This is a genomic window from Methylobacterium sp. J-059, from assembly GCF_022829485.1.
GTDB lineage: Bacteria > Pseudomonadota > Alphaproteobacteria > Rhizobiales > Beijerinckiaceae > Methylobacterium.
In genome coordinates this window covers 20272-43937 of sequence record NZ_JAKSYA010000143.1, presented here as the reverse complement: position 1 = coordinate 43937, position 23666 = coordinate 20272, and the positions used below count along the sequence as shown (strand labels likewise).

Sequence of the window (23666 nt, the reverse complement as noted above, 5' to 3'; positions counted from 1 at the left end):
TCATGCGCGCCTCGCTCCTCGTCCGTCCGGCCCTCGCCGGCCTGCTGCTACACCTCGGCACCGGTGCGGTGCGGGCCGATCCGGTCCCGTACCGCGTCGACGGCCTGCCGCGCGGCGAGACGCTGAGCATCCGCGCCGAGCCCGACCCGGCGGCCGAGGTGGTCGGCGAGATCCGCGCCCGCGCGCTCGTCGTCGGCTGCACCAACGACACGCCGAGCCGCACGACGTGGTGCCGGGTCAAGGTCGGCCGCACCGTGGGCTGGGCGCGGCGGCGCTACCTCGCGCCGGAATGAGATCCCCGTCTCGGATTCGGTCGTGCAGGCCGATGTGATGGCAGCTCGGGCTCCAAGCGATGCGGGATCGGACGACCCGTCGCTGCATCTCGTCGATCTCGATCCTCGCCTCGAGGAATGGCGTGGCGAGCAGGACGCGGCAGCCCGTGACGATCTCGCCGTTGTCGCACCGCCATGCGCTGGTGCTGCGGACGGATGAGATATGTTACGGCCACCCCGCGCCCTCATCCCGAGGTGCCGGAGCGAAGCGGAGGCCTCGAAGGAGAACTCCAGGGATCGCTCCGCCCGCTGGAGGGCTCCTTCGAGGCCCGCTGGCGCGAGCACCTCGGGATGCGGGCGTGATTGGGATCGGCCGAGGTCCGGGCGGGGTCGGCCAAGCGTTTGAAAGTCATCCGATGCAAGCCCTGCAACTCTTCGGCGACCGCGACCTGCGCCTGACCGAGGTCGAGGCGCCCCCTCCCCCCGGTCCCGGCGAGGTTCGGGTGCGCGTCCGCGCAGTCGGCCTGAACTTCATCGACGTCTGGGGCTTTCGCGGGATGGCCTTCGCCAAGCGGCGTCTGCCGCTGACGGTCGGCGCCGAGGCTGCGGGCGAGATCGCCGAGCTCGGCGAGGGCGTCGAGGGGCTCGAAGCCGGCGACAAGGTCGCGCTCTACGGCGCGATGACCTGCGGCCGATGCCGCGCCTGCACCGAGGGCCGCGACAACCTCTGCGAGGATGTCGGCGGGGTGATGGGCTTCCACATCGACGGCTTCGCCCGCGAGTTCGTCACCATGCCGGCCCGGCTCGTCGTCAAGGTGCCCGACGCGGTCAGCCTCACCGACGCGGCCTGCGCCGGCATCGCCTTCGGCACGGTGCAGCACATGCTGTTCGACAACGCCAAGCTCGAGCCCGGCGAGAGCATCCTGGTCCATGCCGGAGGCTCAGGGATCGGCACCGCGGCGATCCGCATGGCCAAGGCCATCGGCTGCACCGTCTACACGACGGTGGGCGACGACGAGAAGGGCGCCAAGGCCGCCGCGCTCGGGGCCGACCACGTCGTCAACTACCGCACCGAGCGCTTCGAGGGCGAGGTCCGCCGGCTGACCAAGCGGAAGGGCGTGGACGTGGTGTTCGAGCATGTCGGCCCCGACACCTGGAACGGCTCGCTGCTCTGCCTCAAGCGCGGCGGCCGCCTCGTGACCTGCGGCTCGACCTCGGGCGTCTCGACGACGATGAACCTGATGCAGCTGTTCCAGCAGCAATACCGCATCACCGGCTCGTTCGGCTGCCGGCTCGCCAACATTGCAGAATCGCTCGACAAGATGGCCGACGGCATCCGCCCCGTCGTCGACACCGTCTATCCTCTGGCGGACTTCGCGCAGGGGCTCGAACGGCTGGAATCGCGCAAGGTCTTCGGCAAGATCCTCGTGAGCTTCTGACGCCCTCCCCTGTGGCGATGAAATGATCTAAGCCCGCGGAGCTTCCCGCGCGGCGTCGCCCGCCGCGCCCGCGCCCCGCCTCGACGGGGCGCCTCCCACCCGAGAGTGACCCGTTGCTGCGCCTCGCCCTGACCCTGAAGCGCAACCTGCCGCGGCTCGCCGGCTATGCGATGCTGCCGCTGATCCGCGCGGTGTTCTGGCTGTCGCGGGTCCTCGGCCCCGAGCGCGCGGGGGATGCCGGCAGCGCGCTGCTGCGCGCGCTCGGGCCCTGGCTGCCCTCGCACCGGACGGCGCTGACGAATCTGCGCGCCGCCTTCCCCGACGCGTCCGAGGCCGAGATCCGAGGGATCGCGCGGTCCGCCTGGGACAATCTCGGCCGCACCGGCGCCGAGTACGCCCATCTCGACACGCTGTTCGACTTCGACCCCGCCGACCCCGCGACCCAGCGCATGCAGGTCGAGGGCCTGGAGCATTTCCTGGCGCTGCGCAACGACGGCCGCCCGGGCCTCGTGTTCTCGGCCCATCTCGCCAACTGGGAGCTGCCGGCGATCTGCGCGGCGAAGTTCGATCTCGAGACCACCGCGGTGTTCCGCGCGCCGAACAACCCGGCCGCGGCGCGCCTCGTGCAGGAGGTCCGGCGCAAGACCATGGGGGGGCTCGCCGCCTCCGGGCCGGGCGGCGCCTTCGCGATGCAGGGCGTGGTCGAGCGCGGCGGCCATCTCGGGCAGCTGATCGACCAGCACTTCACCCGCGGCGTCGTGGTGTCGTTCTTCGGGCGTCCGTGCCTGGCGAACCCGCTGCTCGCCAAGCTCGCCCGCCACTACGATTGCCCGGTGCACGGCGCGCGCGTGGTGCGCCTTCCGAACGGCCGGTTCCGGCTCGAGCTGACCCCGCCCCTCGATCTGCCGCGCGACGCGGACGGGCAGATCGCGGTGGCCGGCGCGATGCAGGCGATGACCGCGATCGTCGAGGGCTGGGTGCGCGAGAATCCCGGGCAGTGGTTGTGGATGCACCGGCGCTGGCGGCCGAACATGCTGCCGAAGGCGCGTGCGACCGAGGTCGCCGAGCCTCAAGCCAACGTGATTTCCCAGCCGGCGTCGCGTGCGCTCTCCTGAGGCGATGACGGCGACCCACGCTCGTTCCCACGCGTTCGTCCGGATCCGCGTCCTGCTCGCGGCGTTGGCGGCCGGCCTGCCGTGCGGTCCGGCTGCGGCCGAGCCGTTGCGCGCGGTGGTCGAGCTGTTCACCAGCCAGGGTTGCGCCGCCTGCCGCTCGGCCGATCCGGTGATCGGCGACCTCGCCCGCCAGCCCGGCATCCTCGCGCTGACGCTTCCCGTGACCTACTGGGACTATCTCGGCTGGAAGGACACCCTGGCTCAGCGCCCGTTCGGCGAGCGGCAGCATGCCTATTCCGGCGTGCACGGCGCGCGCCAGATGTTCACCCCCCAGGCCGTGATCAACGGCTCCGCCTCGACCGTCGCCTCGGACAGGGCCGCCCTGGAGAAGCTGCTGCGCGAGGCGAACGCCCGCGGCGGTCTCCCCGTGCCGGTCCGCGGCGAGGAGCGCGACGAGCGGATCGTGATCGAGATCGGGGCCGAGCCGGTACCGAAGGCGGATCTGAAGGGCGACGTCTGGCTGGTTCCGGTCCTGCGCAGCCGCCCGGTCGCGATCGGCGGCGGCGAGAACCGCGGCCGAACCGCCACCTACGTCAACGTCGTGCGCGGCCTGCAGCGCCTCGGGCCCTGGACCGGCCAGGCGGTACGGTTCGAGGTGCCCCGAACGGCGGCCCGCGTCGCGGAGGCGGATGCCTGGGTCGTGGTGGTTCAGGGGACGGTCGGCGGTCGGCCGGCCAGGATATTCGGCGCCGCCAAAGGACCCGGTCTCTGAGGGACCCGGTCGCTGCGGCACGGAGCCTCGAACCGGAGCAAGCCCCGCCCGGGATCCTCAAAATCGAGCCTCACCCGCAGCCGGGTCATGCCCCGTCGTCATCGACGCCCGGCGTCGCGGCTCGGTCCTACGGGTCGAGCCCTTCGGCGATGCGGCGGCGGGCGCGCAGCGTCTCCATGCGCGACACCGAGAACACCGAGGCCTCGTAGAGCAGCAGCATCGGCAGCGCGAGGGAGAGCTGCGAGATCACGTCGGGCGGCGTCAGCACGGCGGCGGCGACGAAGACGAGGACGATCGCGTAGCGCCGCTTCTCGCGCAGGAACTTGGCGTCGATGATGCCGATCTGCCCGAGCAGCGTGAGGATCACCGGCAGCTGGAAGGCGATGCCGAAGGCGAAGATCAGCGTCATGATCAGGGAGAGGTACTCGTCGACCTTGGGCAGCAGCGCGATCGTCGGCTCGCCGGCGACGCCGACCTGCTGCAGCGACACCGAGAACTTGATGAGCAGCGGCATCGCCAGGAAGAACACGACCAGCGCGCCGAGCACGAAGAACACCGGCGTGGCGACGAGGTAGGGCATGAACGCCTTGCGCTCGTTGCGGTACAGGCCCGGGGCGACGAAGGCGTAGATCTGCGTCGCGATCACCGGGAAGGCGAGGAACGCCGCGCCGAAGACGCTGAGCTTGATGTTGGTGAAGACCTGCTCGAGGAAGTGCGTCGCGATCAGCTTGGCGTTCTCGACCCCGACGATCGAGACGTAGGGGTGGACGAGGATGTTGTAGATCTCGCGCGAGAAGAAGAAGCACCCGAAGAACATAATCACGAACGCGATCAGCGACTTGATCAGCCGTGCGCGCAATTCGATCAGGTGGTCGAGGAGCGGCGCCCGCGACGCCTCGATCTCGGCCTCGTCCGTCTGGTCGATCATCGCTTAATGGCCTGCGGCCGGTGCGGAGGGGGCCGGGCCGTGTGGCGCGGGCGTCGGGTCCGGGGCCGGCCCGTAGGGGTCGTCGACGGAGCCCGGGACGGGAAGCGGCTCGGGGGCGGCCCGCACTTCCGCGACGGGCTGGGCGACGGGCTGTTCCAGGGCCTTCGGCACGTCGTAGGCGCCGCCGGTCGTCGGAGCCGCGCTCTCGGCCGCCTTCAGCTGCGCGGTGGCGTCGGCCAGCGTCGCCGAGCTCGGCTTCGGCGCGCGGGCCTCGACGGCGCCCTTGAGCTCGTCGCGGATGGTCTGGACCGGGTTGAAGCCGCCGCTCGCGCCCCGCACCGTGTCGCGGATGCCGTCGACCTCCTTGCGGACGTCGTCGAGCTCCGCCTCGCGGATCGCCTCGTTGAACTGCATCTGGAACTCGCCCGCCATGCGGCGGACCTTCCGCGTCACCTGCCCGACGGTGCGCAGCGCCTTCGGCAGGTCCTTCGGCCCGATGACGATGAGGGCGACGCCGCCGATCAGCATCACCTCCCCCCAGCTCATGTCCAGCATGTCGTCGACGGTCCTGCAGCCTCGGGCCCGTCGCCACGGCGCCGACGGGCCTCGGGAAATGAGCCGTGCCCCCACGCGGGGGCGCGGGCCCGGGCCTCCTCAGACGGGCTTGCGCTCGCCCTGCGGCAGGTGGCTCGCCGGGATCGCGGTGCCGGGGCTGGTCTCGCCCGCATGCGGGATGGTGCGGACGGGCTCGGCCGGGGCGACGGGCGGGGTCGCGGCCTGCGTCGGCGCCTCGTCCTCGGCCATGCCCTTCTTGAACGCCTTGATGCCCTTGGCGACGTCGCCCATCAGGTCAGAGACCTTGCCGCGGCCGAACAGCAGCATCACGATGACGGCGACGACGACCCAGTGCCAGATACTCATGCTGCCCATGGCAACCTCCTGCGCCACGGGTCACGCATCGTGAGAGACGTGTCCGCGTCGGCACGTGTCCGCGGTTGAATTTCGGGCAGAACCTAGGGACCGCGCCGGGTTAACACAAGCGGTCAAACCCGGATCGCCCCGGCAATCCCATGCGGGGACCGCGCCCCGTCAGGCGGCCTGCGCCAGGGCCGCGGCGAATTGCGCACGGGCCAGCGGCAGGTCGAGGCCGTCGCGGGCGCCCCCGAGCCGGGCGAGCGCCGCCTCCGCGCGGCGCAGGGCGGCGCCGGCCAGCGACGGTGTGCCCTCCGCCACGGCGCGCATCTCGTCCGCGTCGCCGTTGCAGTGGAGCGCCACGTCGATGCCGGCGGCGAAGGCCGCCTCGGCCCGGGCGCGGAACGGCCCGGTCAGGGCATGCATCGACAGGTCGTCGGTCATCAGCAGGCCGTCGAAGCCGATCGCGCCGCGGATCACGTCGGCGATCACGGGCGCCGACTGGGTCGCCGGCCGGTCGGGATCGATTTGCGTGAACACCACGTGGGCGCTCATCGCCATCGGCAGGTCGGCGAGGGCGCGGAAGGGCCGGAAATCCTGGGCCGCGAGGGATTCGAGGCTCGCCTCGACCACCGGCAGGCCGTGGTGGCTGTCGCAGGCGGCGCGGCCGTGCCCGGGGATGTGCTTCATCACCGGAAGCACCCCGCCGGCCATCAGGCCCTCGGCCACCGCCCGGCCGATCTCGGCCACCTGCTGCGGCGTCGTGGCGTAGGCGCGGTCGCCGATGATGTCGTGGGCGCCGGGCTCGGGCACGTCGAGGACGGGCGCGCAGTCGACGTTGATGCCGACGTCGGCGAGGTCGTGCGCCATCAGGCGCGCGCCGAGCCGCGCCATCGCGGCGGCCGCCCCGTCGAGCCGGCGGAAGCGCCCGCCGGCCGGGTAGGCCGGCCAGTGCGGCGGCCCCATGCGCTGAACCCGGCCGCCCTCCTGGTCGATCAGGATCGGCGCGTCGTCCCGGCCGATCGTGGCGCGCAGCGACGCGGTCAGCGCCCGGACCTCGTCCGGCGTGCCGATGTTGCGCTTGAACAGGATGAAGCCCCAGGGCCGCACGTCGCGGAAGAACGCGGTCTCGTCCGGCGACAGGGTCTTGCCGGCGCAGCCGAGGATCAGGGCACGGGAGGTCATCGGGGACGGTCTTCCCGGGAGGGTTGGGTTGCGGGCATCGCCTGCCCGGACGAAGAATACGAATCCGTGGCGAGCGTCCGACAGGAGATGCCCGCGCCGCAAGGCCAAACCGCGACGTCTGCCGGACCATCGGTCCGCGCACGCTCGGGTGTTGCGCCGCCGACTCAGGCGCGGCCCCGGCGGATCGCCGATCTCAGGCGATCCGCCGACGCGGGTTTTGTGGAGGCGGGCTCAGTTCTTGGCGACGAAGCACTGTCCGCCGGCGCCCTGAAGCTCGGTGCAGAGGCTCGTGGCTTCCGCCTTGGCCAGCGGCCCGACGCGGACCCGGAAGATCGTCTTGCCGTTGACCTCGGCCTGGCGGATCAGCTCCGGCTTGCCGGCGAGCTGGCTGTACTTGCCCTGCATCTCGCGGAAGGCGGTCTGGGCTTCCTTGGCGCTGGTGCGGACGCCGAGCTGGACCGAGAACCCGCCGACGGCGGCGTTGCTCACGGTCGCCGTCGTGGCCGGGGCCTCGACCGGGACGGCGGCCTCGGGCGCGACGGCGGCGACGCGCTGCGGTGCCTTCGGCTTGGCCGGCGGCGGGACCGCCGCAGCGGGCGTGCGCTCGGGCGCCGGCGGCGCCTGCGTTGCGGCGGGCTGCGAGGGCGGCTGCGCGGTCGCGGTCTGGCTCGGCATCTGCGGCGTCGAAGCCGCCGCCATCCGGCCGGGCTTGGGGCGTGCGGCGGATGCATCGTCGCCCGGCAGCGTCATGGTCGGGACCGGCGAGATCGGGGACGATTCCGCCTGGGCCTCGCGCTGGACCGCCGGGGGCGGGGTGTCCGGCCGGACCACGACGGTGCGGACCTTGCGCGGCTGGCCGAACACGTCGAACGAGGCCGAGCCCGGCGTGAGGTTGGCCGTCTCGCCGCGATCCTGTGCCGGCCGATCCTGCCCTTGCGCCGCGCGGGCGGCCTGGGCCACGTCGAGGGGCTGCTCCTCGCGGTTGACGATGCGGATCTGGCTGTCCTTGGCCTTGGGCTCGTAGATCTGGCGGTTCTGGTCAGGGATCTCGACGCCGTCGGCGACCTTCGGCGCGACCTTCACCGGCGAGGTGTCGGCCTGGATCACCGGCACGCCGCCGCCGCTGCCGCCGCGGCTCAGGCCCTTGTAGGTCAGTGCGCCGGTCACCGCGACGACGACGACGGCGACGCCCGCACCGACCGTGACCAGCCGCCGGCGCGGCTTCACCCGCTTCAGGCTGCGCTGGTCGTAGGCCTCGGAACCGCCGTCCTGGTAGGTCTGCGCGTCGCCGTAGGCCACCGGCTGGTCGGAGCCGTGGTCGACCGAGGCGAGATACTGGTCGAACGCGTCGGCCGGGGTGTTGCGCTGCGGCTCGGCGTAATCGTTCGGATGATGGGCGGCCTCGTTGCCGAAGCTCGGCTCCTGGCGGCCGCGATGGGCGGACGCCTGGGGGGCGGGCTCGCGCCGGTCGTCGCGGGCGGCGAGGAGGGCGCGGAAAGGATCGTCCTGGCCGACGATGCGGGCGAGTTCCGCCAGCGGGTCGGGCTTCTGCGCGGCAGGTTCGACGGCCCGCGGGGCCGGCGAAGGCTGCTGCAGATCGCGCGCGAAGGCGTCGAAATCGACAGGCGCACGCGAAGCGTTCGTCATGGCAGCATCCTTATCCTACGCCGACTTAGGGGGCGCACTCATCGCATCGCGTCCGGAGCGCTCACGCCAAGCACGGCGAGACCGGATGCCAGGACGCCTCGCAGCGCTTCGATCAGCGCCAGCCTCGCCCGAGTCGACTTTCGGTCGGTTGGATTAACAAACCGTAATTGCGGCAAGTCTTTGCCCTTGTTCCAGAAACTATGCAGGCTGCTCGCCGTTTCATAGAGGTGGAACGCGATCCGGTGCGGTTCGTGGGCGGCGGCGGCCGCCTCCAGCACGCGGGGGTATTGCGCGATCAGCCGCAGCATCTCGGCCTCGCCCGCATCGGACAGCAGCGCGAAGTCCGCATCCCCCAGCGCCGCCGCATCGGCGGGATCGAAGTCGGGGAACGCCTCGCGTGCCTGCCGCTGCACCGAGCGGATGCGGGCATGGGCGTACTGGACGTAGAAGACCGGGTTGTCCTTCGACTGCTCGACCACCTTGGCGAGGTCGAAATCGAGGGTCGCGTCGTTCTTGCGGTAGAGCATCATGAAGCGGATCGCGTCGCGGCCGACCTCGTCGATGACCTCGCGGAGCGTCACGAACTCGCCCGAGCGCTTGCTCATCTTCACGGGCTCGCCCGCGCGCAACAGCCGCACCAGCTGGCACAGCTTCACGTCGAGGCTCGCCCGCCCGTCGGTGACCGCCTTCACCGCCGCCTGCATGCGCTTGACGTAGCCGCCGTGGTCGGCGCCGAGGACGTCGATCAGCTCGGTGGCGCCGGCGAGGTACTTCGCCCGGTGGTAGGCGATGTCGGAGGCGAAGTAGGTGTAGGAGCCGTCCGACTTCAGCAGCGGCCGGTCGGTGTCGTCGCCGAAATCCTTGGTGCGGAACAGGGTCTGCTCGCGGTCCTCCCAATCCTCCGGCACCTGCCCCTTGGGCGGCGGCAGGCGTCCCTCGTAGACGAGGCCCTTCTCGCGCAGCTCCGCGAGCAGCGCGGCGACCGCGCCGCCGCCCTCCCCCTGCAGGGTGCGCTCGGAGAAGAACACGTCGTGGTGGATGCCGATCGCGGCGAGGTCCCCGCGGATCATCGCCATCATCGCGGCGATGGCGGTCTCGCGCACCACCGGCAGCCATTCGGATTCCGGTTGCCCGAGCAGCGCGCGGCCGTGGGTCTCGGCCAGCGCCTGCCCCAGCGGCACGAGGTAGTCGCCGGGATAGAGACCCTCGGGGATCGCCCCGACCTCCTCGCCCAGCGCCTCGCGGTAGCGCAGGTAGGCGGAGCGGGCGAGCACGTCGACCTGGGCGCCGGCGTCGTTGATGTAGTACTCGCGCGTCACCTGCCGGCCGGCGGCGACCAGGAGGTTGGCCAGCGCGTCGCCGAACACCGCCCCGCGGCCGTGCCCGACATGCATCGGGCCGGTCGGGTTGGCCGAGACGTACTCGATGTTGACCGGGCCGCCCGCCATCCGTCCGCGCCCATAGCCGGCGGGATCGGCCAGCACGCCGCGCAGAACGTCGTGGAACACGGCGGGCGCGAGGCGCAGGTTGATGAAGCCGGGGCCGGCGACCTCGGCTCCGACCACGCGCGGGTCCGTGCGCAGCTCGGCGGCCAGCGCCTCGCCCAACGCCTTCGGGTTGGTCTTGGCCTCCTTGGCGAGCACCAGGGCGGCGTTGGTGGCGAGGTCGCCGTGGCTCGCGTCGCGCGGCGGCTCGACCACGACCCGGGCGAGGTCGAGGCCTTCGGGCAGCGTCCCGCCGCGGACCAGCGCCTCGACGGCCTCGCGCACGCGCGCCTCGAACAGGGCGAAGATGTTCATGATCGTGTCAAATCCGCTCGCACCGGCGCCCGACGATGCGACGGTGTCTCATCCCCGCGCCATAGCAAGGGGGGGCGGAGGTGTCACGGCAGGGACGGCTCCGCGGTGCTGGTCCACCCTTGCAGGACCGTGCGCAGCGGCTCCGGCAACGCGACGGGCCGGCGGCTGGCGCGGTCGACGTAGACGTGCACGAAGAAGCCCTCGGCCGCGGCCTCGTCGGCGTCGCCGCGGAACAGCCCGATCTCGTAGCGCACGCTCGACCGGCCGATCCGCGCGACGCGCACGCCGGCGGTGACCACGTCCGGGAAGGCGATCGGCGCGTGGTAGCGGCAGCCGGTCTCGACGACGAGGCCGATCACCGGGGATCGCGCGATGTCGAGCACACCGGCTTCGACCAGCAGGCCGTTCACCGCGGTGTCGAAGAACGCGTAGTAGACCACGTTGTTGACGTGCCCGTAGACGTCGTTGTCGGCCCAGCGCGTGCCGATCGGGACGTGGCGCGGATAGGACGCCCGATTCGTGGCGGCGCGGAGTGGGGTGGCGGCGTTCGGGGCAGGCGTCTCGCGCATCGCGGCGTCCATCGGGCAGGGCACGTGATGCCCGGTCTACCAGATCGCGGGCGGCGTTTCGCGCACCCGGGCGGCTCGATCCGCACCCGGGATCGCTTCCCGTCTGGGCGGATCGCGCGCATCGCCTGAGCAACCCGCGGAGATTTTGTGCAGAGCCGCGTCCGCGATTTGACGGGCTGGTTCGAGCGGTTACCGTTCCCCGTCTCGGGCCCGCCGCGAGCGGGTCGGGTCGCGTTCGGAAGAGGTGGCCGATGGACGAACCCACCGCAGCGATGAATGTCGGTGTCTTCATCCCGATCGGCAACAACGGCTGGTTGCTCTCCGAGAACGCGCCGCAATACAAGCCGAGCTTCGCCCTCAACAAGGCGGTGACGTTGAAGGCCGAGGGCTACGGCCTCGACTTCGCCCTGTCGATGATCAAGCTGCGCGGCTTCGGCGGCAAGACCGAGTTCTGGGACCACAACCTCGAATCGTTCACGCTGATGGCCGGGCTCGCCGCCGTCACCTCGCGGATCAAGCTCTACGCCACGGCGCCGACCCTGTGCTTCCCGCCCGCGATCACGGCGCGGATGGCCGCGACGATCGACTCGATCTCCGAGGGACGCTTCGGCCTCAACCTGATCACGGGCTGGCAGAAGCCGGAATATTCGCAGATGGGCCTCTGGCCCGGCGACGCCTTCTTCGCCGACCGGTACCGGTACCTCTCGGAATACGCGCAGATCCTGCGCGAGCTTTGGGAGACCGGGCGCAGCGACCTCAAGGGCCAATACTTCCAGATGGACGATTGCCGCCTGAGCCCGCGGCCGCAAGGTGCGATGAAGGTGATCTGCGCCGGCCAGAGCGAGGCCGGCATGGCCTTCACCGCCACCTACGCCGACTACAATTTCTGCTTCGGCAAGGGCGTGAACACCCCTACCGCCTTCGCGCCGACGGTCGCGCGCCTCGAGGCCGCCAAGGCGAAGACCGGCCGCGACGTCTCCTCCTACGTGCTGTTCATGGTGATCTCCGACGAGACCGACGCCGCCGCTCACGCCAAGTGGGAGCACTACAAGGCGGGCGCGGACCAGGAGGCGATCGCCTGGCTCGGCGTGCAGGGCGCGGCCGACACGAAATCCGGCGCCGACACCAACGTGCGCCAGATGGCCGACCCGACCTCGGCGGTGAACATCAACATGGGCACCCTCGTCGGCTCGTTCGAGAGCGTGGCGCGGATGCTCGACGCGGTGATGACCGTGCCCGGCACCGGCGGGGTGCTGCTGGTGTTCGACGATTTCCTGAAGGGGCTCGACGATTTCGGGCAGAAGATCCAGCCGCTGATGCAGACCCGCCGGCACGTCGCCGCGGCTGCGGCGACTCTCTCCGAGGTCGCGTGATGGAGGCGCCCGCCGGATACCGCGACGCCGCCGGCCGCTTCGGCGGCGTGACGCTGCCCGCGCGGCCCGAGCCGATCGCCTTCGCGCCCGAGGCCACCGCGCTCATCGTCGTCGACATGCAGAACGCCTACGCGACGAAGGGCGGCTACCTCGATCTGGCCGGCTTCGACGTGTCGCAGACCGGGCCGGTGATCGGCCGCATCGCAGCCGCCGTTGCGGCCGCGCGGGCGGCCGGCATCGTCGTGCTGTGGTTCCAGAACGGATGGGACGCCGACTACGTCGAGACCGGGGGGCCGGGCTCGCCGAACTGGCACAAGTCCAACGCGCTGAAGACCATGCGCCGGCAGCCGGGGCTGAACAGCCGGCTGCTGACCCGCGGCACCTGGGACTACGACCTCATCGACGCGCTGAAGCCGCAGCCCGGCGACATCGTCATGGGCAAGCCGCGCTACAGCGGCTTCTACAACACGGCGCTCGACAGCACCCTGCGGGCGCGCGGCATCCGCACCCTGGTCTTCACCGGAATCGCCACCAACGTCTGCGTGGAATCGACCCTACGCGACGGGTTCTTCCTCGAATATTTCGGCATCGTGCTGGCCGACGCCACCCACCAGGCCGGCCCGCCGAGCCTGCAGGAGGGCGCGCTCCTCAACATCGAGACGTTCTTCGGCTGGGTCTCGGACGTGGCGGCCTTCGAGAGGGCCCTCGGTGCCGAGCCGCGTCGCACCGAAGCCGCCGAGTGATCGCCAACGGAAAGTCCCGAACACAATGCCCAAGACCGTCGTGATCCCGCCCGGCACCGGCAAGCCCCTGGCGCCCTACGTGCCCGGAACCCTGGCCGACGGCGTGCTCTACGTCTCGGGCACGCTGCCGCTCGACGCCGACGCCAACGTCGTCCATGTGGGAGACGCGTCGGCCCAGACCCGCCACGTGCTCGAGACGATCAAGGGCGTCGTCGCGGCCGCCGGCGGGACCATGGACGACGTGACCTTCAACCACGTCTTCCTGAAGGACTGGGCCGACTACGCGGCGATCAACGCGGTCTATGCCGAATACTTCCCCGGCGAGAAGCCGGCGCGCTACTGCATCCAGTGCGGGCTGGTGAAGCCGGACGCGCTGGTCGAGATCGCCTCTGTGGCGCATGTCGGCAGGCCGGTCGGCGCGCTCGCCGTCGACACCTCGGTCTGATGCCGGTCCATCACGATGTCGCCGGCGACGGCGCGCGGACCGTCCTGCTCTCGCCCGGGCTCGGCGGGATGGCGGGCTACTTCGCGCCGCAGATGCCCGCGCTGGATCCGCACTTCCGCGTCCTGACCTACGACCATCGCGGCACCGGCCGCTCGAAGGGCCCGCTCGAGCCCGGCCACGACATCGCGGCGATGGCGGAGGACGCGCTGTCGGTCCTCGACGCCACCGGCACCGCGAGGGCGGACGTCGTCGGGCACGCGCTCGGCGGGCTGATCGCGCTGCAATTGGCGCTCAACCACCCGACGCGCGTCGGGCGCATCGTCGTGATCAACGGCTGGGACGCGATCGATTCCGCGACGCTGCGGTGCTTTTCCGCCCGCAAGTCGCTCCTGAACCATGCCGGCCCCGAGGCCTTCGTCCGCGCGCAGGCGATCTTCCTCTATCCCGCCCCGTGGCTGTCCGAGAATGCCGCGCGGGTGGCGGCGGACGAGGCGCATGCGCTGGCGCATTTCCCCGGGCCCGAGACGGTGCTCGCGCGGATCGGCGCGCTGGAGCGCTTCACCCTGGCCGGGCGGCTCGGCGCGATCCCGCACGAGACCCTGGTGATGGCCGCCCGCGACGACGTGCTGGTGCCCTACACCGCGTCCGAACGCCTCGCCGCCGGCCTCGCCAAGGCCCGCCTCGACTTGGTGTCCGAGGGCGGCCACGCCCACAGCGTCACGCGGGCGGAAGCCTTCAACCGGACGCTGTTCGACTTCCTGCTCTGATTGGGCGGAAACTCTCCGAGGCCGGCTCGAACAGCGGCACCTGGCGCATCTCCGGCACCAGCACCAGGCCCCTGTCGGTGATGCGGATCTGCGGGATCACCGAGAGCGGGATCAGGTTGAAGCCCATGTAGGGGATGGTGCAGCCGGCCCGCTCCCAGGCGACCTTCAGAGCGCGGACCTCCTCGGCGACCGCGCCGACGCGCTTGTCCGAGAGCAGGCCCGCCACCGGCAGCGGCACCATCGCGACGACCGCGCCGTCCTCGACCACGCAGACCCCGCCCTGATGCGCCGCGATGGCGTCGACCGCGACCCGCATGTCGGCCTCGTTCAGCCCGGCGACGATGAGGTTGTGCGAATCGTGGCCGACGCTGCTCGCCACCGCGCCGCGCTTCAGCCCGAAGGCGCGCAGCAGCCCGTGCGCGGCGTGGCCGCCGAGCCCATGCCGCTCCACCACGGCGACGTGGCACAGATCGTTCTCGGCGAGCGTCGTCGGCCAGTCTACGGCGGGATCGAGCGTGATGCGCTCGTGGACGAGCTCGATGCCGGGCAGCGTCGTGCGGATCGCGTTGACGGTGCAGGGGGCTTCCGGCAGCGTCGGGATCAGCGACGGCACCGGCACCGGCAGGTGGACGGTGGCGTAGGCGCGCGCCGGGTAGCGGTAGGGGCGCGACAGGGCCGCGTCGAGGCGCGGCGTGATCGAGCGGTTCTCGACCACCAGCTCGCCGCCGTACCAGGTCGATTGCGGCACGAGGTCGTCGTCGAGCAGCACGAGGTCGGCCCGCCGGCCGCCGCCGAGGCCGCCGATCTCGCCGTCGAGGCCGTAGCGCGTCGCGGGGTGCAGCGAGCCCATCGACCAGGCCGCCGGCTTCGGGATGCCCATCCGCACCGCTTCGCGCACCACCCAGTCGAGCCCGTAGGCGAGGAGGTCCTCGGCGTCGCGGTCGTCGGTGCAGCAGCAGACTCGCTTCCAGGCGGCGCCGTAATCGACCACCGTGCCGATCGCCTTCGGCAGCGAGTGCCACGGCGTCGTCGGCGGCCCGCCGCGCAGGAAGATCCAGATGCCGGCGTCGAGCAGGTCGTCGGCGATGTCGCGGTCGATCGCCTCGTGGGTGTCGGTGACGCCGGACGCGGCGTAGGCGGCGACGAAGTCGCGGCCGTAGATGTGGCCCGAGACCGGGCGCCCGCGCGACAGCGAAGCCGCGATGATCGCGTGGGCGCGGGGATCGCCCTCGGCGACCGCGACGAAATCCATCTTCTCGCCCAGGCCCAAGGCCTCGGGCCAGGCGTCGAACAGGGCGGCGATCTTCTCGGCGGTGAGGTCGCCACCGGCGGTCTCCAGCTCCGGCGTCGTCGCCGGCACCGTGCTCGGCACGGTGAGGTAGATGTTGAGCGCCGCCGCGCGGGCATCCTCCAGCATCCAGGCGACGCCGTCGGCATCGAGCACGTTGCCGATCTCGTGGCTGTCGCAGACGATCGTCGTCGTGCCGTTCAGAAGTGCCGCCTCGGCGTAGGCGCAGGCGGTGATCATGCTGCTTTCGATGTGCAGATGCGGGTCGACGAGGCCCGGCGCGATCAGCCCGCCGCCCGCATCGAACCGCGCCGCGCCGCCGCGATGGCTGCCGGCGGGCTTCACCGCGGCGATCCGGCCGCCCGCGATCCAGACCTCGCGCTCGGGCAGGATGCGGTCGGAATAGGTCGAGAGCACCCGCGCGCCGGCGATCACGAGGTCCGGCTCGGCCCGGCCCGACGCCACGTCGGCGAGGCGGCGCGTCATCTGCGCGAGCGGCACGACGGAGAAGCGGTTCAGCGGCGCTGGGGACATCGGGTCGGACACTCTCGCGGGCGGATGGAGGCGATCCGGGCACGCATCGTGCCAGGGCGGCCGGACCGGTCGACAGGACCGAGGTTCCACCCGAGAGGCGGCGAAACCATGCCCGACTTCGATCTCGCGATCCGCGGCGGCACCGTCGTCACCGCCGCCGACACGCTGCGTGCCGAGATCGGCATCCGCGACGGCCGCATCGTCGCGGTGGCCGAGCGGGTGGCGGACGCGGCCCGGACCATCGACGCGTCCGGGCTGCTGGTGCTGCCGGGCGGCATCGACAGCCACGTCCACATCGCGCAACCCTCGGGGCCCGGCATCGTCATGGCCGACGACTTCGCCTCGGCGACGCGGGCGGCCGCCGCCGGCGGCAACACCTGCGTGATGCCGTTCGCGTTGCAGCCGCGCGGCGGCTCCCTGCGCGCGGCGGCCGAGGCCTATCGCGGTCTGGCCGAGGGGCAATGCCACGTCGACGCGGCGATCCACCTGATCGTCTCGGACCCGACCGAGGCGGTGCTCGGCCAGGAGCTGCCGGCGCTGATCGCCGCCGGCTACACCTCGTTCAAGGTCTTCATGACGTACGACGACTTGGTCCTGAACGACCGGCAGATCCTCGACGTGTTCGACGTCGCCCGGCGCGAGGGCGCCCGCGTGATGGTCCATGCCGAGGGCTACGACGCGATCCGCTACCTCGGCGAGCGCTTGGAGAAGGCCGGGGAGACCCGGCCCTTCGGCCATGCGCTGTCGCGGCCGCAACCGGTCGAGCGCGAGGCGGCGCATCGGGCGATCAGCCATGCCGAGCTGGTCGATCTGCCGATCGTCATCGTCCACGTCTCGGGCGAGCAGGCGATGGAGCAGATCGCGTGGGCGCAGGGGCGCGGCCTGAAGATCCATGCCGAGACCTGCCCGCAATACCTGACGCTGACGGCCGAGGACATGAAGGGGATCGGCGACGACCCGATGTCGGGCGCGAAGTACGTCTGCTCGCCGCCGCCGCGGGATGCCGCGAGCCAGGCGGCGATCTGGTCCGGCCTGCAGCGCGGGATCTTCGACGTGGTCTCCTCCGACCATTGCCCGTTCCGCTACGACGACCCCCAGGGCAAGCTCAACCCGCGCGCAAGAACCTCCTTCCGCTGGATCCCGAACGGCATCCCCGGCATCGAGACCCGGCTGCCGGTGCTCTTCTCCGAGGGCGTGTCGAAGGGCCGGATCTCGCTGAACCAGTTCGCCGCGCTCACCGCGACGAACCACGCCAAGCTCTACGGCCTGTATCCGAAGAAAGGCTCGATCGGCCCCGGCTTCGACGCCGACCTGACCCTGTGGGACCCGAACCGCCGCGAGAAGATCACGCAGGCGGCGCTCCATCACGGCGCCGACTACACCCCCTGGGAGGGGTTTTCGGTGACCGGCTGGCCGGTGATGACGATCGCGCGCGGGCAGGTCGTCGCCGAGGACGGCCGGGTGCTGTCCGTGCCGGGCCAGGGCCGCGTGCTCGACCGGAGCATCGTGCCGGGCTGAAGGTCAGGCCGCCTCGGTATCCCGAAAGATCCGGTCCGGTGCGAACGGCGTCGCGGTGAGCCGCGCGCCGGTCGCGTCGCGGATCGCGTTGGCGAGCGCCGGGGCGACCGGGTTGAACGGGCTCTCGCTCATCGATTTCGCGCCGAGCGGGCCGATGCTGTCGTGGGTGTCGGCGAACAGCACCTCGGTCGCCGGCACGTCGGCGCAGGCCGGGATGTGGTAGTTCCGGAACGTCTGGGTGATCACGCGGCCGGCCTCGTCGAGACGCACGTCCTCGTACAGCGCCGCGCCGAGGGCCTGCGCGACGCCGCCCTCGACCTGCCCGCGGCACTGCATCGGGTTGATCACGCGGCCGGCATCGGCCGCGTGGACGCTGCGCAGGATCCGGACCTCGCCGGTCCCCGGATGCACGGCGACCCGGAACGCCTGGACGTTGAAGGCGACCGAGCGCGGCGAGCCGTCGGCCCGGCCTTCCGCTTCGAGCGGACCCTCGGCGATGAGGTCGGCCAACGCGATGCGGCCCCCCGGAACGATCACGTGGTCGCCCTCGAGGCGGCAGTCGGCGGTCGCGGCGCCCGCCTGCGCCGCCGCCCGGGTCAGGATCGCGCGCGCGAGCGCCTCCGCCGCGTTCAGCGTCGCGCGCCCCGCCACGACGATGCCGGTGCTGCCGTAGGCGCCGGTGTCGTGGCCGACCGCGTCGGTGTCGGAGGCGCGGATGCGGATGCGGTCCGGCGCGGTGCCGAGGGCGGCGGCCGCGATCTGCGCATGCACGGTGGTGGTGCCGTTTCCGAACTCGGCGGTGCCGACGGACAATTCGTAGAGCGCGGGCGCGACGGGCGAAGCGCGGGTCCCTCCCCCCTCTGCGGGGGAGGGTGGGCCTCGCGTCAGCGAGGGTCGGGAGAGGGGAGCGACAGTGCCGGAAGCGGCGCTCCCCTCTCCCCCCCTGCTGCGCAGGGTACCCTCCCCCGCAGCGGGGGGAGGGAAAAGGTGGGCCCGATCGCGTCCGTCGTCCGCGCGCAGCGCGATCCGCGCGTCCGAAAAATGCCCGCGCGGGGGGATCGTGTCGATCATCGCCATCGCCATGCCCTCGCCGACACGCCAGCCCTCCGGAGCCGGGTCGCCGCCGGGGGCCGCCATCGCGCGCTCGGCGAGGTCGAGGCACTGGTCGAGGCCGTAGCTGCCGTATTCGACGTCGTGCGGCTCCAGGCTGGTCGAGACCATCGGGTCGCCGGGCCGCACCGCGTTGCGGCGGCGCATCGCGTAAGGGTCGAGGCCGAGGTCGCGGGCGAGCTCGTCCATCGCCGATTCGACGGCGAAGATCGTCTGGCTGAGGCCGTAGCCGCGGAAGGCGCCGGCCGGCAGGGTGTGGGTGTAGACGGCGTAGCCGTCGACGCGCTTGTTCGGGCAGCGATAGGCGCCGATCACCTCGTTGGTGCCGTGGTGGAGCACGCCGCCGGCATGGTTGCCGTAGGCCCCGGTGTTCGAGACGACGTCGAGCTGGATCGCGGTGAGCGTGCCGTCGGCCCGCGCGCCGAGCTTCACCCGGACCCGCATCGGATGGCGGGTGGTGGTGGCGGTGAACTGCTCCTGGCGGGTGAGCTCCCACTTCACCGGGCGCCCGGTGCGGAGCACCGCCAGCGCGACGAGGTCCTCGGTCAGCATCTCCTGCTTGCCGCCGAAGCCGCCGCCGACGCGGGCCGCCATCACCCGCACCTGCGATCGGTCGAGGCCGAACAGCGTGCAGAGCGCGTCGCGGGTCAGGAACGGCACCTGCGTCGAGGAGCGGATCATGAGGCGGCCGTCCGCGTCCCGCCAGCCGATCGCGCCGTGGGTCTCGAGATGGGCGTGCTGCACCCGTTGCGAGAGGTAGGTGCCCTCGTGGATGCGGTGCGCCTCGGCAAAACCCGCCTCGACGTCGCCGACCAGGCCGTGGGCCTCGGCCGCGAGGTTCGGACGCGACGGGTGGGGCGGCGCGTCCGCGCCCGGCTCGATCGACGCGTGGACGAGGGGGGCGCCGGGCTGCATCGCGGCCACCGGATCGAACACAGCCGGCAACGCCGCGTAGGTGATCCCGAGCGCTCGCACGCCGGCCTCGGCCGCGGCTTCCGTCTCGGCGACCACCGCGGCGACGCGCTGGCCGACGAAGCGGACGGTGTCGTCGAGCACGCGGGTGTCGGGCGCGTCGTCGGTCGGGTTCTCGTGCCGGCCGGTGGAGAAGCGCAGGTTCGGCACGTCCGCATAAGTGAGCACCGCGACGACGCCCGGGAGCGCCAGGGCCGCCGCGCGATCGATCGCGACGATCCGCGCGTGCGCGTGGTCTGAGCGCAGCACCCGCATGTGCAGCAGGCCCGGCATGGCGAGGTCGAAGGTGTAGCCGGCGCGGCCCGACACGATGTCCGGCGCCGCGGGCGCCGGCACGCTGCGCCCGATCGGGTCGCTCGCGGTCGCCGCCTCGGCCGAGGCGATGCCGGCGATGGCGTCGCGGATGGCGCGGTAGCCGGTGCAGCGGCAGAGATTGCCCTTCAGCGCCGCGCCGAGGTCGCGCTTCTGGCCCTGGTCGAGGGACGCCGCCGTCATGATCATCCCGGGCGTGCAGAAGCCGCACTGGAAGCCCTGGGCCGCGACGAAGGCCGCCTGCATCGGGTGCAGCGGGTCCGGCGCCTGATCCGGCACCCCCTGCCCCGGCCGGCACGGGCCGGACAGCCCCTCGATGGTGGTGACGCTGCGCCCCTCGGCCCGGAACGCCGGCAGCAGGCAGCTGTGGATCGGCTCGCCGTCGAGGTGGACCGTGCAGGCGCCGCAATCGCCGGCGTCGCACCCCTTCTTGACGCCGAACCAGCCCTGCTCGCGCAGCAGCGTGCGCAGGCACTGGCCGGGACGCGGCGCCACCTCCTCGGCATGGCCGTTGACGACGATCCTCATGCGCCCTCGCTGAGCTCGGCCCGGATCTCCTCGGCGAGCAGGCCGGTGACGTGGTGGCGCCAATCCGGCGCGCCGTGCACGTCGTCGTACCAGAGCGCGTCGTCGATCCGCGTTGCGATCGCGTCGGCGAGGTCGCGGGCGCTCGGCGGCGCCGGGAAGACGAGGCGCACCGGGCGGCGGGTCGAGGCCGTGACGGTGACGACGCGCGTGCCGTCGGCGTCCCGCGTGCCGATCAGCAGGGCGCCGGAGCGGCCGTTCGGGCTCAGCGAGATCCGGCGGAAGGCCGCGCGCCGCTTGAGGGCCGAGGCCGGCATGTCGAGGCGCAGCAGGACCTCGTCCGGGGCGAGCGCGGTCGCCTGCGGCCCGAGCACGAACTCGGCCACCGCCATCCGGCGCTCGCCGCCCGCGCCGGTGCGGATGGTGCAGACGCCGTCGAGCGCCACGGCGAGCGCGATCATCGGCCCGGCGGGCAGCGCAAGGCAGAGGTTGCCGCCCACGGTCGCCCGGTTCCAGATCTTGAACGAGCCGAGCAGCGCCCGGCAGCTCTGCCCGACGAGCGGCGCGGCGATCCAGGCGGGCGGCAGCTCGATCCGGTCCAGCTCGGCGATCGTGCAGGTGGCCGACAGGCTCAAGCCCGCTTCGGTCGCCGCGCTCGGCGGAAGCGCCAGGGCGGTGAGGTCGATCAGCCGCGCGAGATGCGGCTGCGGCTCCGAGAACAGCCAGGTGCCGCCGGCGAGCCACGCGTCGCCCGCGCGCCAGCCCGGCAGCGAGCCGGGCTCCCGCGGGGTGAGGACCGAGCTGATCGTATCGAGATCCATGCGGCTGCGCCCAAGCAAGTCTTCGTCCAACCGCCTAAGCGATCACCCACGTGCGTCGACGACGCCGTCCACGAGGTTGAGCCCAAGCAGCAGCTCCGACGGGAATGCGGTGCGGACCACCGGCTCCACCCGGATCTCGGGCGCGAGGCACGCGGCCTCCGCCCTGCGGGCCGCGACGGCGTCCGCGATCGAGACCGCGGCGAAGCGCAGCCGCGTGCCGGCCTGGGCCTGGGCGAGCCGCCCGAGGTCGGGGCCGATCACCGTGGCGATCTTCGGGTAGCCGCCGGTCGATTGCCGGTCGGCCATCAGCACGATCGGCAGCCCCTCGCCCGGCACCTGGATCGCGCCCATGGCGATGCCGTCGGAGACGATGTCGTGGCCGCGTGCATGGGTCAGGCGCGGACCGTCGAGGAAGCAGGCCATGCGGTCGCCGCGCCCGGCGACCGTCCACGGGCCGTCGAGGAACGCCGCGATCTGGTCCGCCGCGAAGGCGTCGTCCTGCGGCCCGAGGACGACGCGGATCGTGTCGGCCGGCCGGTCGAGCCAGGGCGCGACCAGGGCCTGCGGATCGCCGGCGCCGGCGCGCGCCGCGTCGATCGCGAGGCTGTCGCCGGCCGCCAGCGCGCGGCCATCGAGGCCGCCGAGGCCGGACCGGGTGTGGGTCGCGGTCGAGCCGAGCACCGGCGCGACGGCGATGCGTCCGCACACCGCGAGGTAGCACCATGCCCCGGCCGAGCCCGCCCGCACCGCGAGCGTCCGGCCGGGCTCCAGCGTCAGCGCGACGGCGGCCGGCAGCGCCTGGCCGTCGAGGGCGATGCGGAAGCCCGTGCTCGCCAGGACGAGGCCGAGCGGGCCGCCCTCCGCCGCGACGGCGATGCCGCCGGCCGAGACCTCGATCGCCGTCGCGCCGGGCGGGTTGCCGGCGGCGCGGTTGGCGGTGTCGAAGGCGAGCGCGTCCATCGGCCCGGCAGAGGTGATGCCGTAGCGCAGGTATCCGTGGCGCCCGGCATCCTGCAGCGTCACGCTCGGCCCGGCGGCGAGGATCGCGAGGCGCGGGCTCACGGCGCCGGGTCCCCGGCATAGGCCTCGCGCCGGGCCACGACCTCGCCGGCTGCGGCGCGCCGCTCCAGGGCCGAAAAGGTCGCGGCGTCCACCGGCGCGAAACGGATGCGGTCGCCGGCGGCGACCGGGAAGGTCTCGTCGCGCTCGGGCGCGTAGAGCCGGGCCGGGGTCCGCGCGATCACGTACCAACCGGTCGGCATCGGCACGGTGCCGATTGCGGCGAGCCCTCCGCCGACGAGGAGCGCGTTGGCCGGATGCGGCGAACGGGGCTTTGCCCGGCGCGGCACCGCCAGTTCCCTCGGCAGGCCGCCGAGATAGGCGAAGCCCGGCGCGAACCCGTACATGTAGACCCGGTAGGTCGCCCCCGCATGCAGGCCTGCCACCCGCGCCGCGGAAAGGCCGGTGCGCTCGGCGATGGCGGCGACGTCCTCGCCGCAGGGCTCGCCCGCGCTGGTCTCGGCATAGCAGCAGGGCAGCGTCCAGAGCGTCGGCGCGGCTCGGCCCGCACCGGCAGCGTCCGCGAGCGCGACGACCCGCGCAGCGAGCGCCGCGCGATCTAGCACGAGCGGATCGTAGTGCATCATCAGCGAGCGGTAGGTCGGCACGGTCTCGCGGAGGCCGGCGGGCGGGTCGGCGCGCAGGGCGTCGTCGAGCGCCAGCACCCGGTCGTTGATCGCCGGATCGACCGCGCTGCCGAACTCGGCGACGAGCGCTGCCTCCCCGGCATCGAGCAGGCGCGGAGGCGGTCCCACCTCTTCAGGCCCGGAACGGGGCGAGGCGGATGCCGGCGCCCTCGAGCCGGTCGCGCACCGCCCGGGCGGTGGCGACCGCGTGCGCGGAATCGCCGTGGACGCAGACCGAGCGGATCGGCGTCGGCAGGTGGGTGCCCTGCGCGGTGACGATCGCGCCGGCCTCCACCATGGCGAGGACGCGGCCGGCGGCCTCCTCCGCGCCGTCGATCATCGCCCCGGGCCGGCCGCGGGCGATCAGCTGGCCGTCCTCGGCGTAGCCCCGGTCGGCGAAGATCTCCTGGTGGACCTCGAGGCCCGCCGCCTCGCCGGCCGGCACCTGCGCCGTCAGCGCGATGGCGAGCAGCGCCAAGTCGCGGTCGACCGCGCGCACGGCCCGGGCGATCGCGTCGGCGACGTCGCGCTCGGCGGCTGCGAGGTTGGCGAGCGCCCCGTGCGCCTTCACGTAGGCGATGCGATGGCCGGCATAGGCCGCGAGCGCCTCGGCGGCGCCGATCTGATAGGCGACGAGGCGCTCGATCTCGGGCGCGGTGAACGGCATCCGCCGCCGCCCGAACCCCCAGAGGTCGGGAAAGCCCGGATGGGCACCCACGGCGACGCCGTTCGCCTTCGCCCGCTCGAAGGTCTCGGCCATGATCTCCGGGTCGCCCGCATGCATCCCGCAGGCGACGTTGGCCGAGGTGACGATGGCGAGCATCGCCGCGTCGTCGCCGCAGGCATAGGCGCCGAAGCCCTCGCCGAGATCGGAGTTCAGGTCGACGCTCGCCATCCGGTCGCGGATCCCGTGGAGTTCGCGGAGCCGACTATAG

22 protein-coding genes are annotated in these 23666 nt (G+C 72.6%); 9 read left to right on the top strand and 13 right to left on the bottom strand.

Going from position 1 to position 23666, the window contains the following annotated elements; all coding sequences use genetic code 11:
- Positions 1 to 2 precede the first annotated feature (2 nt).
- From MKK55_RS21105 to MKK55_RS21090, 4 genes are all read left to right on the top strand, one after another.
- A complete protein-coding gene (locus MKK55_RS21105) occupies positions 3 to 293 on the top strand; it encodes an SH3 domain-containing protein (RefSeq protein ID WP_243937496.1) in 291 nt (96 codons plus the stop codon).
- Between the two features lie 395 nt (positions 294 to 688).
- A complete protein-coding gene (locus MKK55_RS21100) occupies positions 689 to 1711 on the top strand; it encodes a zinc-binding dehydrogenase (RefSeq protein WP_147727049.1) in 1023 nt (340 codons plus the stop codon).
- A gap of 113 nt (positions 1712 to 1824) precedes the next feature.
- Positions 1825 to 2826, top strand: coding sequence for a lipid A biosynthesis lauroyl acyltransferase (locus MKK55_RS21095; protein WP_243937495.1), 1002 nt, complete (start codon positions 1825 to 1827; stop codon positions 2824 to 2826).
- A gap of 4 nt (positions 2827 to 2830) precedes the next feature.
- Positions 2831 to 3598 (top strand): DUF1223 domain-containing protein, encoded by a 768-nt coding sequence (locus tag MKK55_RS21090; RefSeq protein WP_243937494.1) that lies wholly within the window; start codon positions 2831 to 2833, stop codon positions 3596 to 3598.
- Between the two features lie 127 nt (positions 3599 to 3725).
- On the opposite strand, the gene tatC is transcribed toward MKK55_RS21090, so the two are convergent.
- From tatC to MKK55_RS21055, 7 genes are all read right to left on the bottom strand, one after another.
- Positions 3726 to 4526, bottom strand: coding sequence for a twin-arginine translocase subunit TatC (gene tatC / locus MKK55_RS21085; RefSeq protein ID WP_147727046.1), 801 nt, complete (start codon positions 4524 to 4526; stop codon positions 3726 to 3728).
- 3 nt (positions 4527 to 4529) lie between these two features.
- Positions 4530 to 5081: a Sec-independent protein translocase protein TatB gene (gene tatB / locus MKK55_RS21080; protein WP_243937493.1), complete on the bottom strand. Its 552-nt coding sequence runs from the start codon at positions 5079 to 5081 to the stop codon at positions 4530 to 4532.
- A gap of 99 nt (positions 5082 to 5180) precedes the next feature.
- Positions 5181 to 5456 carry a twin-arginine translocase TatA/TatE family subunit gene (locus MKK55_RS21075; protein ID WP_147727044.1) on the bottom strand — a complete coding sequence of 92 codons (276 nt, stop codon included), beginning with the start codon at positions 5454 to 5456 and terminating at the stop codon, positions 5181 to 5183.
- A gap of 159 nt (positions 5457 to 5615) precedes the next feature.
- Positions 5616 to 6623 (bottom strand): beta-N-acetylhexosaminidase, encoded by a 1008-nt coding sequence (nagZ, locus tag MKK55_RS21070; protein WP_243937491.1) that lies wholly within the window; start codon positions 6621 to 6623, stop codon positions 5616 to 5618.
- A 231-nt stretch (positions 6624 to 6854) separates the two neighbouring features.
- Positions 6855 to 8270 carry an SPOR domain-containing protein gene (locus MKK55_RS21065; protein ID WP_243937490.1) on the bottom strand — a complete coding sequence of 472 codons (1416 nt, stop codon included), beginning with the start codon at positions 8268 to 8270 and terminating at the stop codon, positions 6855 to 6857.
- A gap of 38 nt (positions 8271 to 8308) precedes the next feature.
- Entirely contained in the window at positions 8309 to 10069 is a 1761-nt protein-coding gene (gene argS, locus MKK55_RS21060; RefSeq protein WP_243937489.1) for an arginine--tRNA ligase, read from the bottom strand.
- 83 nt (positions 10070 to 10152) lie between these two features.
- Positions 10153 to 10638 (bottom strand): acyl-CoA thioesterase, encoded by a 486-nt coding sequence (locus MKK55_RS21055; RefSeq protein WP_243937488.1) that lies wholly within the window; start codon positions 10636 to 10638, stop codon positions 10153 to 10155.
- A 272-nt stretch (positions 10639 to 10910) separates the two neighbouring features.
- On the opposite strand from MKK55_RS21055, the gene rutA reads away from it, so the two are divergent.
- The 4 genes from rutA to rutD are packed head-to-tail and all read left to right on the top strand — an operon-like array spanning position 10911 to position 13966.
- The gene (rutA, locus tag MKK55_RS21050; protein WP_243937551.1) at positions 10911 to 12011 is read left to right on the top strand and encodes a pyrimidine utilization protein A; all 1101 of its coding nucleotides are present in this window, start codon (positions 10911 to 10913) and stop codon (positions 12009 to 12011) included.
- Positions 12011 to 12754 (top strand): pyrimidine utilization protein B, encoded by a 744-nt coding sequence (gene rutB / locus MKK55_RS21045; RefSeq protein ID WP_243937548.1) that lies wholly within the window; start codon positions 12011 to 12013, stop codon positions 12752 to 12754. Before rutA ends, rutB begins: the two co-directional genes overlap by 1 nt.
- A gap of 25 nt (positions 12755 to 12779) precedes the next feature.
- Positions 12780 to 13199, top strand: coding sequence for a pyrimidine utilization protein C (gene rutC / locus MKK55_RS21040; protein ID WP_147727583.1), 420 nt, complete (start codon positions 12780 to 12782; stop codon positions 13197 to 13199).
- Positions 13199 to 13966: a pyrimidine utilization protein D gene (gene rutD / locus MKK55_RS21035; RefSeq protein WP_243937487.1), complete on the top strand. Its 768-nt coding sequence runs from the start codon at positions 13199 to 13201 to the stop codon at positions 13964 to 13966. Before rutC ends, rutD begins: the two co-directional genes overlap by 1 nt.
- Here rutD and MKK55_RS21030 read toward each other — a convergent pair.
- Positions 13935 to 15788, bottom strand: coding sequence for an adenine deaminase C-terminal domain-containing protein (locus tag MKK55_RS21030; protein ID WP_243937486.1), 1854 nt, complete (start codon positions 15786 to 15788; stop codon positions 13935 to 13937). The genes rutD and MKK55_RS21030 overlap by 32 nt on opposite strands.
- A 108-nt stretch (positions 15789 to 15896) precedes the next feature.
- On the opposite strand from MKK55_RS21030, the gene hydA reads away from it, so the two are divergent.
- Positions 15897 to 17306 (top strand): dihydropyrimidinase, encoded by a 1410-nt coding sequence (gene hydA, locus MKK55_RS21025; protein WP_243937484.1) that lies wholly within the window; start codon positions 15897 to 15899, stop codon positions 17304 to 17306.
- A gap of 3 nt (positions 17307 to 17309) precedes the next feature.
- Here the strand turns inward: hydA and MKK55_RS21020 are convergent, their stop codons facing one another.
- From MKK55_RS21020 to MKK55_RS21000, 5 genes are read right to left on the bottom strand one after another with little or no spacing between them, the layout of a single operon-like run.
- A complete protein-coding gene (locus MKK55_RS21020) occupies positions 17310 to 20228 on the bottom strand; it encodes a molybdopterin-dependent oxidoreductase (RefSeq protein ID WP_243937482.1) in 2919 nt (972 codons plus the stop codon).
- Entirely contained in the window at positions 20225 to 21046 is an 822-nt protein-coding gene (locus MKK55_RS21015) for an FAD binding domain-containing protein (protein ID WP_147728322.1), read from the bottom strand. The genes MKK55_RS21020 and MKK55_RS21015 overlap by 4 nt, the downstream gene beginning before the upstream one ends.
- A gap of 42 nt (positions 21047 to 21088) precedes the next feature.
- Positions 21089 to 22108 carry a biotin-dependent carboxyltransferase family protein gene (locus MKK55_RS21010; RefSeq protein ID WP_243937481.1) on the bottom strand — a complete coding sequence of 340 codons (1020 nt, stop codon included), beginning with the start codon at positions 22106 to 22108 and terminating at the stop codon, positions 21089 to 21091.
- Positions 22105 to 22860, bottom strand: a complete 756-nt coding sequence (locus tag MKK55_RS21005; protein ID WP_243937480.1) for a 5-oxoprolinase subunit B family protein — start codon at positions 22858 to 22860, stop codon at positions 22105 to 22107. The genes MKK55_RS21010 and MKK55_RS21005 overlap by 4 nt, the downstream gene beginning before the upstream one ends.
- A 4-nt stretch (positions 22861 to 22864) precedes the next feature.
- Positions 22865 to 23626 (bottom strand): 5-oxoprolinase subunit PxpA, encoded by a 762-nt coding sequence (locus MKK55_RS21000; protein WP_243937479.1) that lies wholly within the window; start codon positions 23624 to 23626, stop codon positions 22865 to 22867.
- Positions 23627 to 23666 lie beyond the last annotated feature (40 nt).

Excerpts from the sequence above, each read along its gene's own strand:
- MKK55_RS21020 (WP_243937482.1), bottom strand. The coding sequence starts at position 20,228 with ATGAGGATCGTCGTCAACGGCCATGCCGAGGAGGTGGCGCCGCGTCCC.
- MKK55_RS21090 (WP_243937494.1), top strand. The coding sequence starts at position 2,831 with ATGACGGCGACCCACGCTCGTTCCCACGCGTTCGTCCGGATCCGCGTC.
- hydA (WP_243937484.1), top strand. The coding sequence starts at position 15,897 with ATGCCCGACTTCGATCTCGCGATCCGCGGCGGCACCGTCGTCACCGCC.
- MKK55_RS21105 (WP_243937496.1), top strand. The coding sequence starts at position 3 with ATGCGCGCCTCGCTCCTCGTCCGTCCGGCCCTCGCCGGCCTGCTGCTA.
- MKK55_RS21075 (WP_147727044.1), bottom strand. The coding sequence starts at position 5,456 with ATGGGCAGCATGAGTATCTGGCACTGGGTCGTCGTCGCCGTCATCGTG.
- MKK55_RS21015 (WP_147728322.1), bottom strand. The coding sequence starts at position 21,046 with ATGGATCTCGATACGATCAGCTCGGTCCTCACCCCGCGGGAGCCCGGC.
- MKK55_RS21055 (WP_243937488.1), bottom strand. The coding sequence starts at position 10,638 with ATGCGCGAGACGCCTGCCCCGAACGCCGCCACCCCACTCCGCGCCGCC.
- MKK55_RS21065 (WP_243937490.1), bottom strand. The coding sequence starts at position 8,270 with ATGACGAACGCTTCGCGTGCGCCTGTCGATTTCGACGCCTTCGCGCGC.
- tatC (WP_147727046.1), bottom strand. The coding sequence starts at position 4,526 with ATGATCGACCAGACGGACGAGGCCGAGATCGAGGCGTCGCGGGCGCCG.
- rutC (WP_147727583.1), top strand. The coding sequence starts at position 12,780 with ATGCCCAAGACCGTCGTGATCCCGCCCGGCACCGGCAAGCCCCTGGCG.
- MKK55_RS21000 (WP_243937479.1), bottom strand. The coding sequence starts at position 23,626 with ATGGCGAGCGTCGACCTGAACTCCGATCTCGGCGAGGGCTTCGGCGCC.
- nagZ (WP_243937491.1), bottom strand. The coding sequence starts at position 6,623 with ATGACCTCCCGTGCCCTGATCCTCGGCTGCGCCGGCAAGACCCTGTCG.
- MKK55_RS21100 (WP_147727049.1), top strand. The coding sequence starts at position 689 with ATGCAAGCCCTGCAACTCTTCGGCGACCGCGACCTGCGCCTGACCGAG.
- MKK55_RS21030 (WP_243937486.1), bottom strand. The coding sequence starts at position 15,788 with ATGTCCCCAGCGCCGCTGAACCGCTTCTCCGTCGTGCCGCTCGCGCAG.
- rutB (WP_243937548.1), top strand. The coding sequence starts at position 12,011 with ATGGAGGCGCCCGCCGGATACCGCGACGCCGCCGGCCGCTTCGGCGGC.
- rutA (WP_243937551.1), top strand. The coding sequence starts at position 10,911 with ATGAATGTCGGTGTCTTCATCCCGATCGGCAACAACGGCTGGTTGCTC.
- argS (WP_243937489.1), bottom strand. The coding sequence starts at position 10,069 with ATGAACATCTTCGCCCTGTTCGAGGCGCGCGTGCGCGAGGCCGTCGAG.
- tatB (WP_243937493.1), bottom strand. The coding sequence starts at position 5,081 with ATGCTGGACATGAGCTGGGGGGAGGTGATGCTGATCGGCGGCGTCGCC.
- rutD (WP_243937487.1), top strand. The coding sequence starts at position 13,199 with ATGCCGGTCCATCACGATGTCGCCGGCGACGGCGCGCGGACCGTCCTG.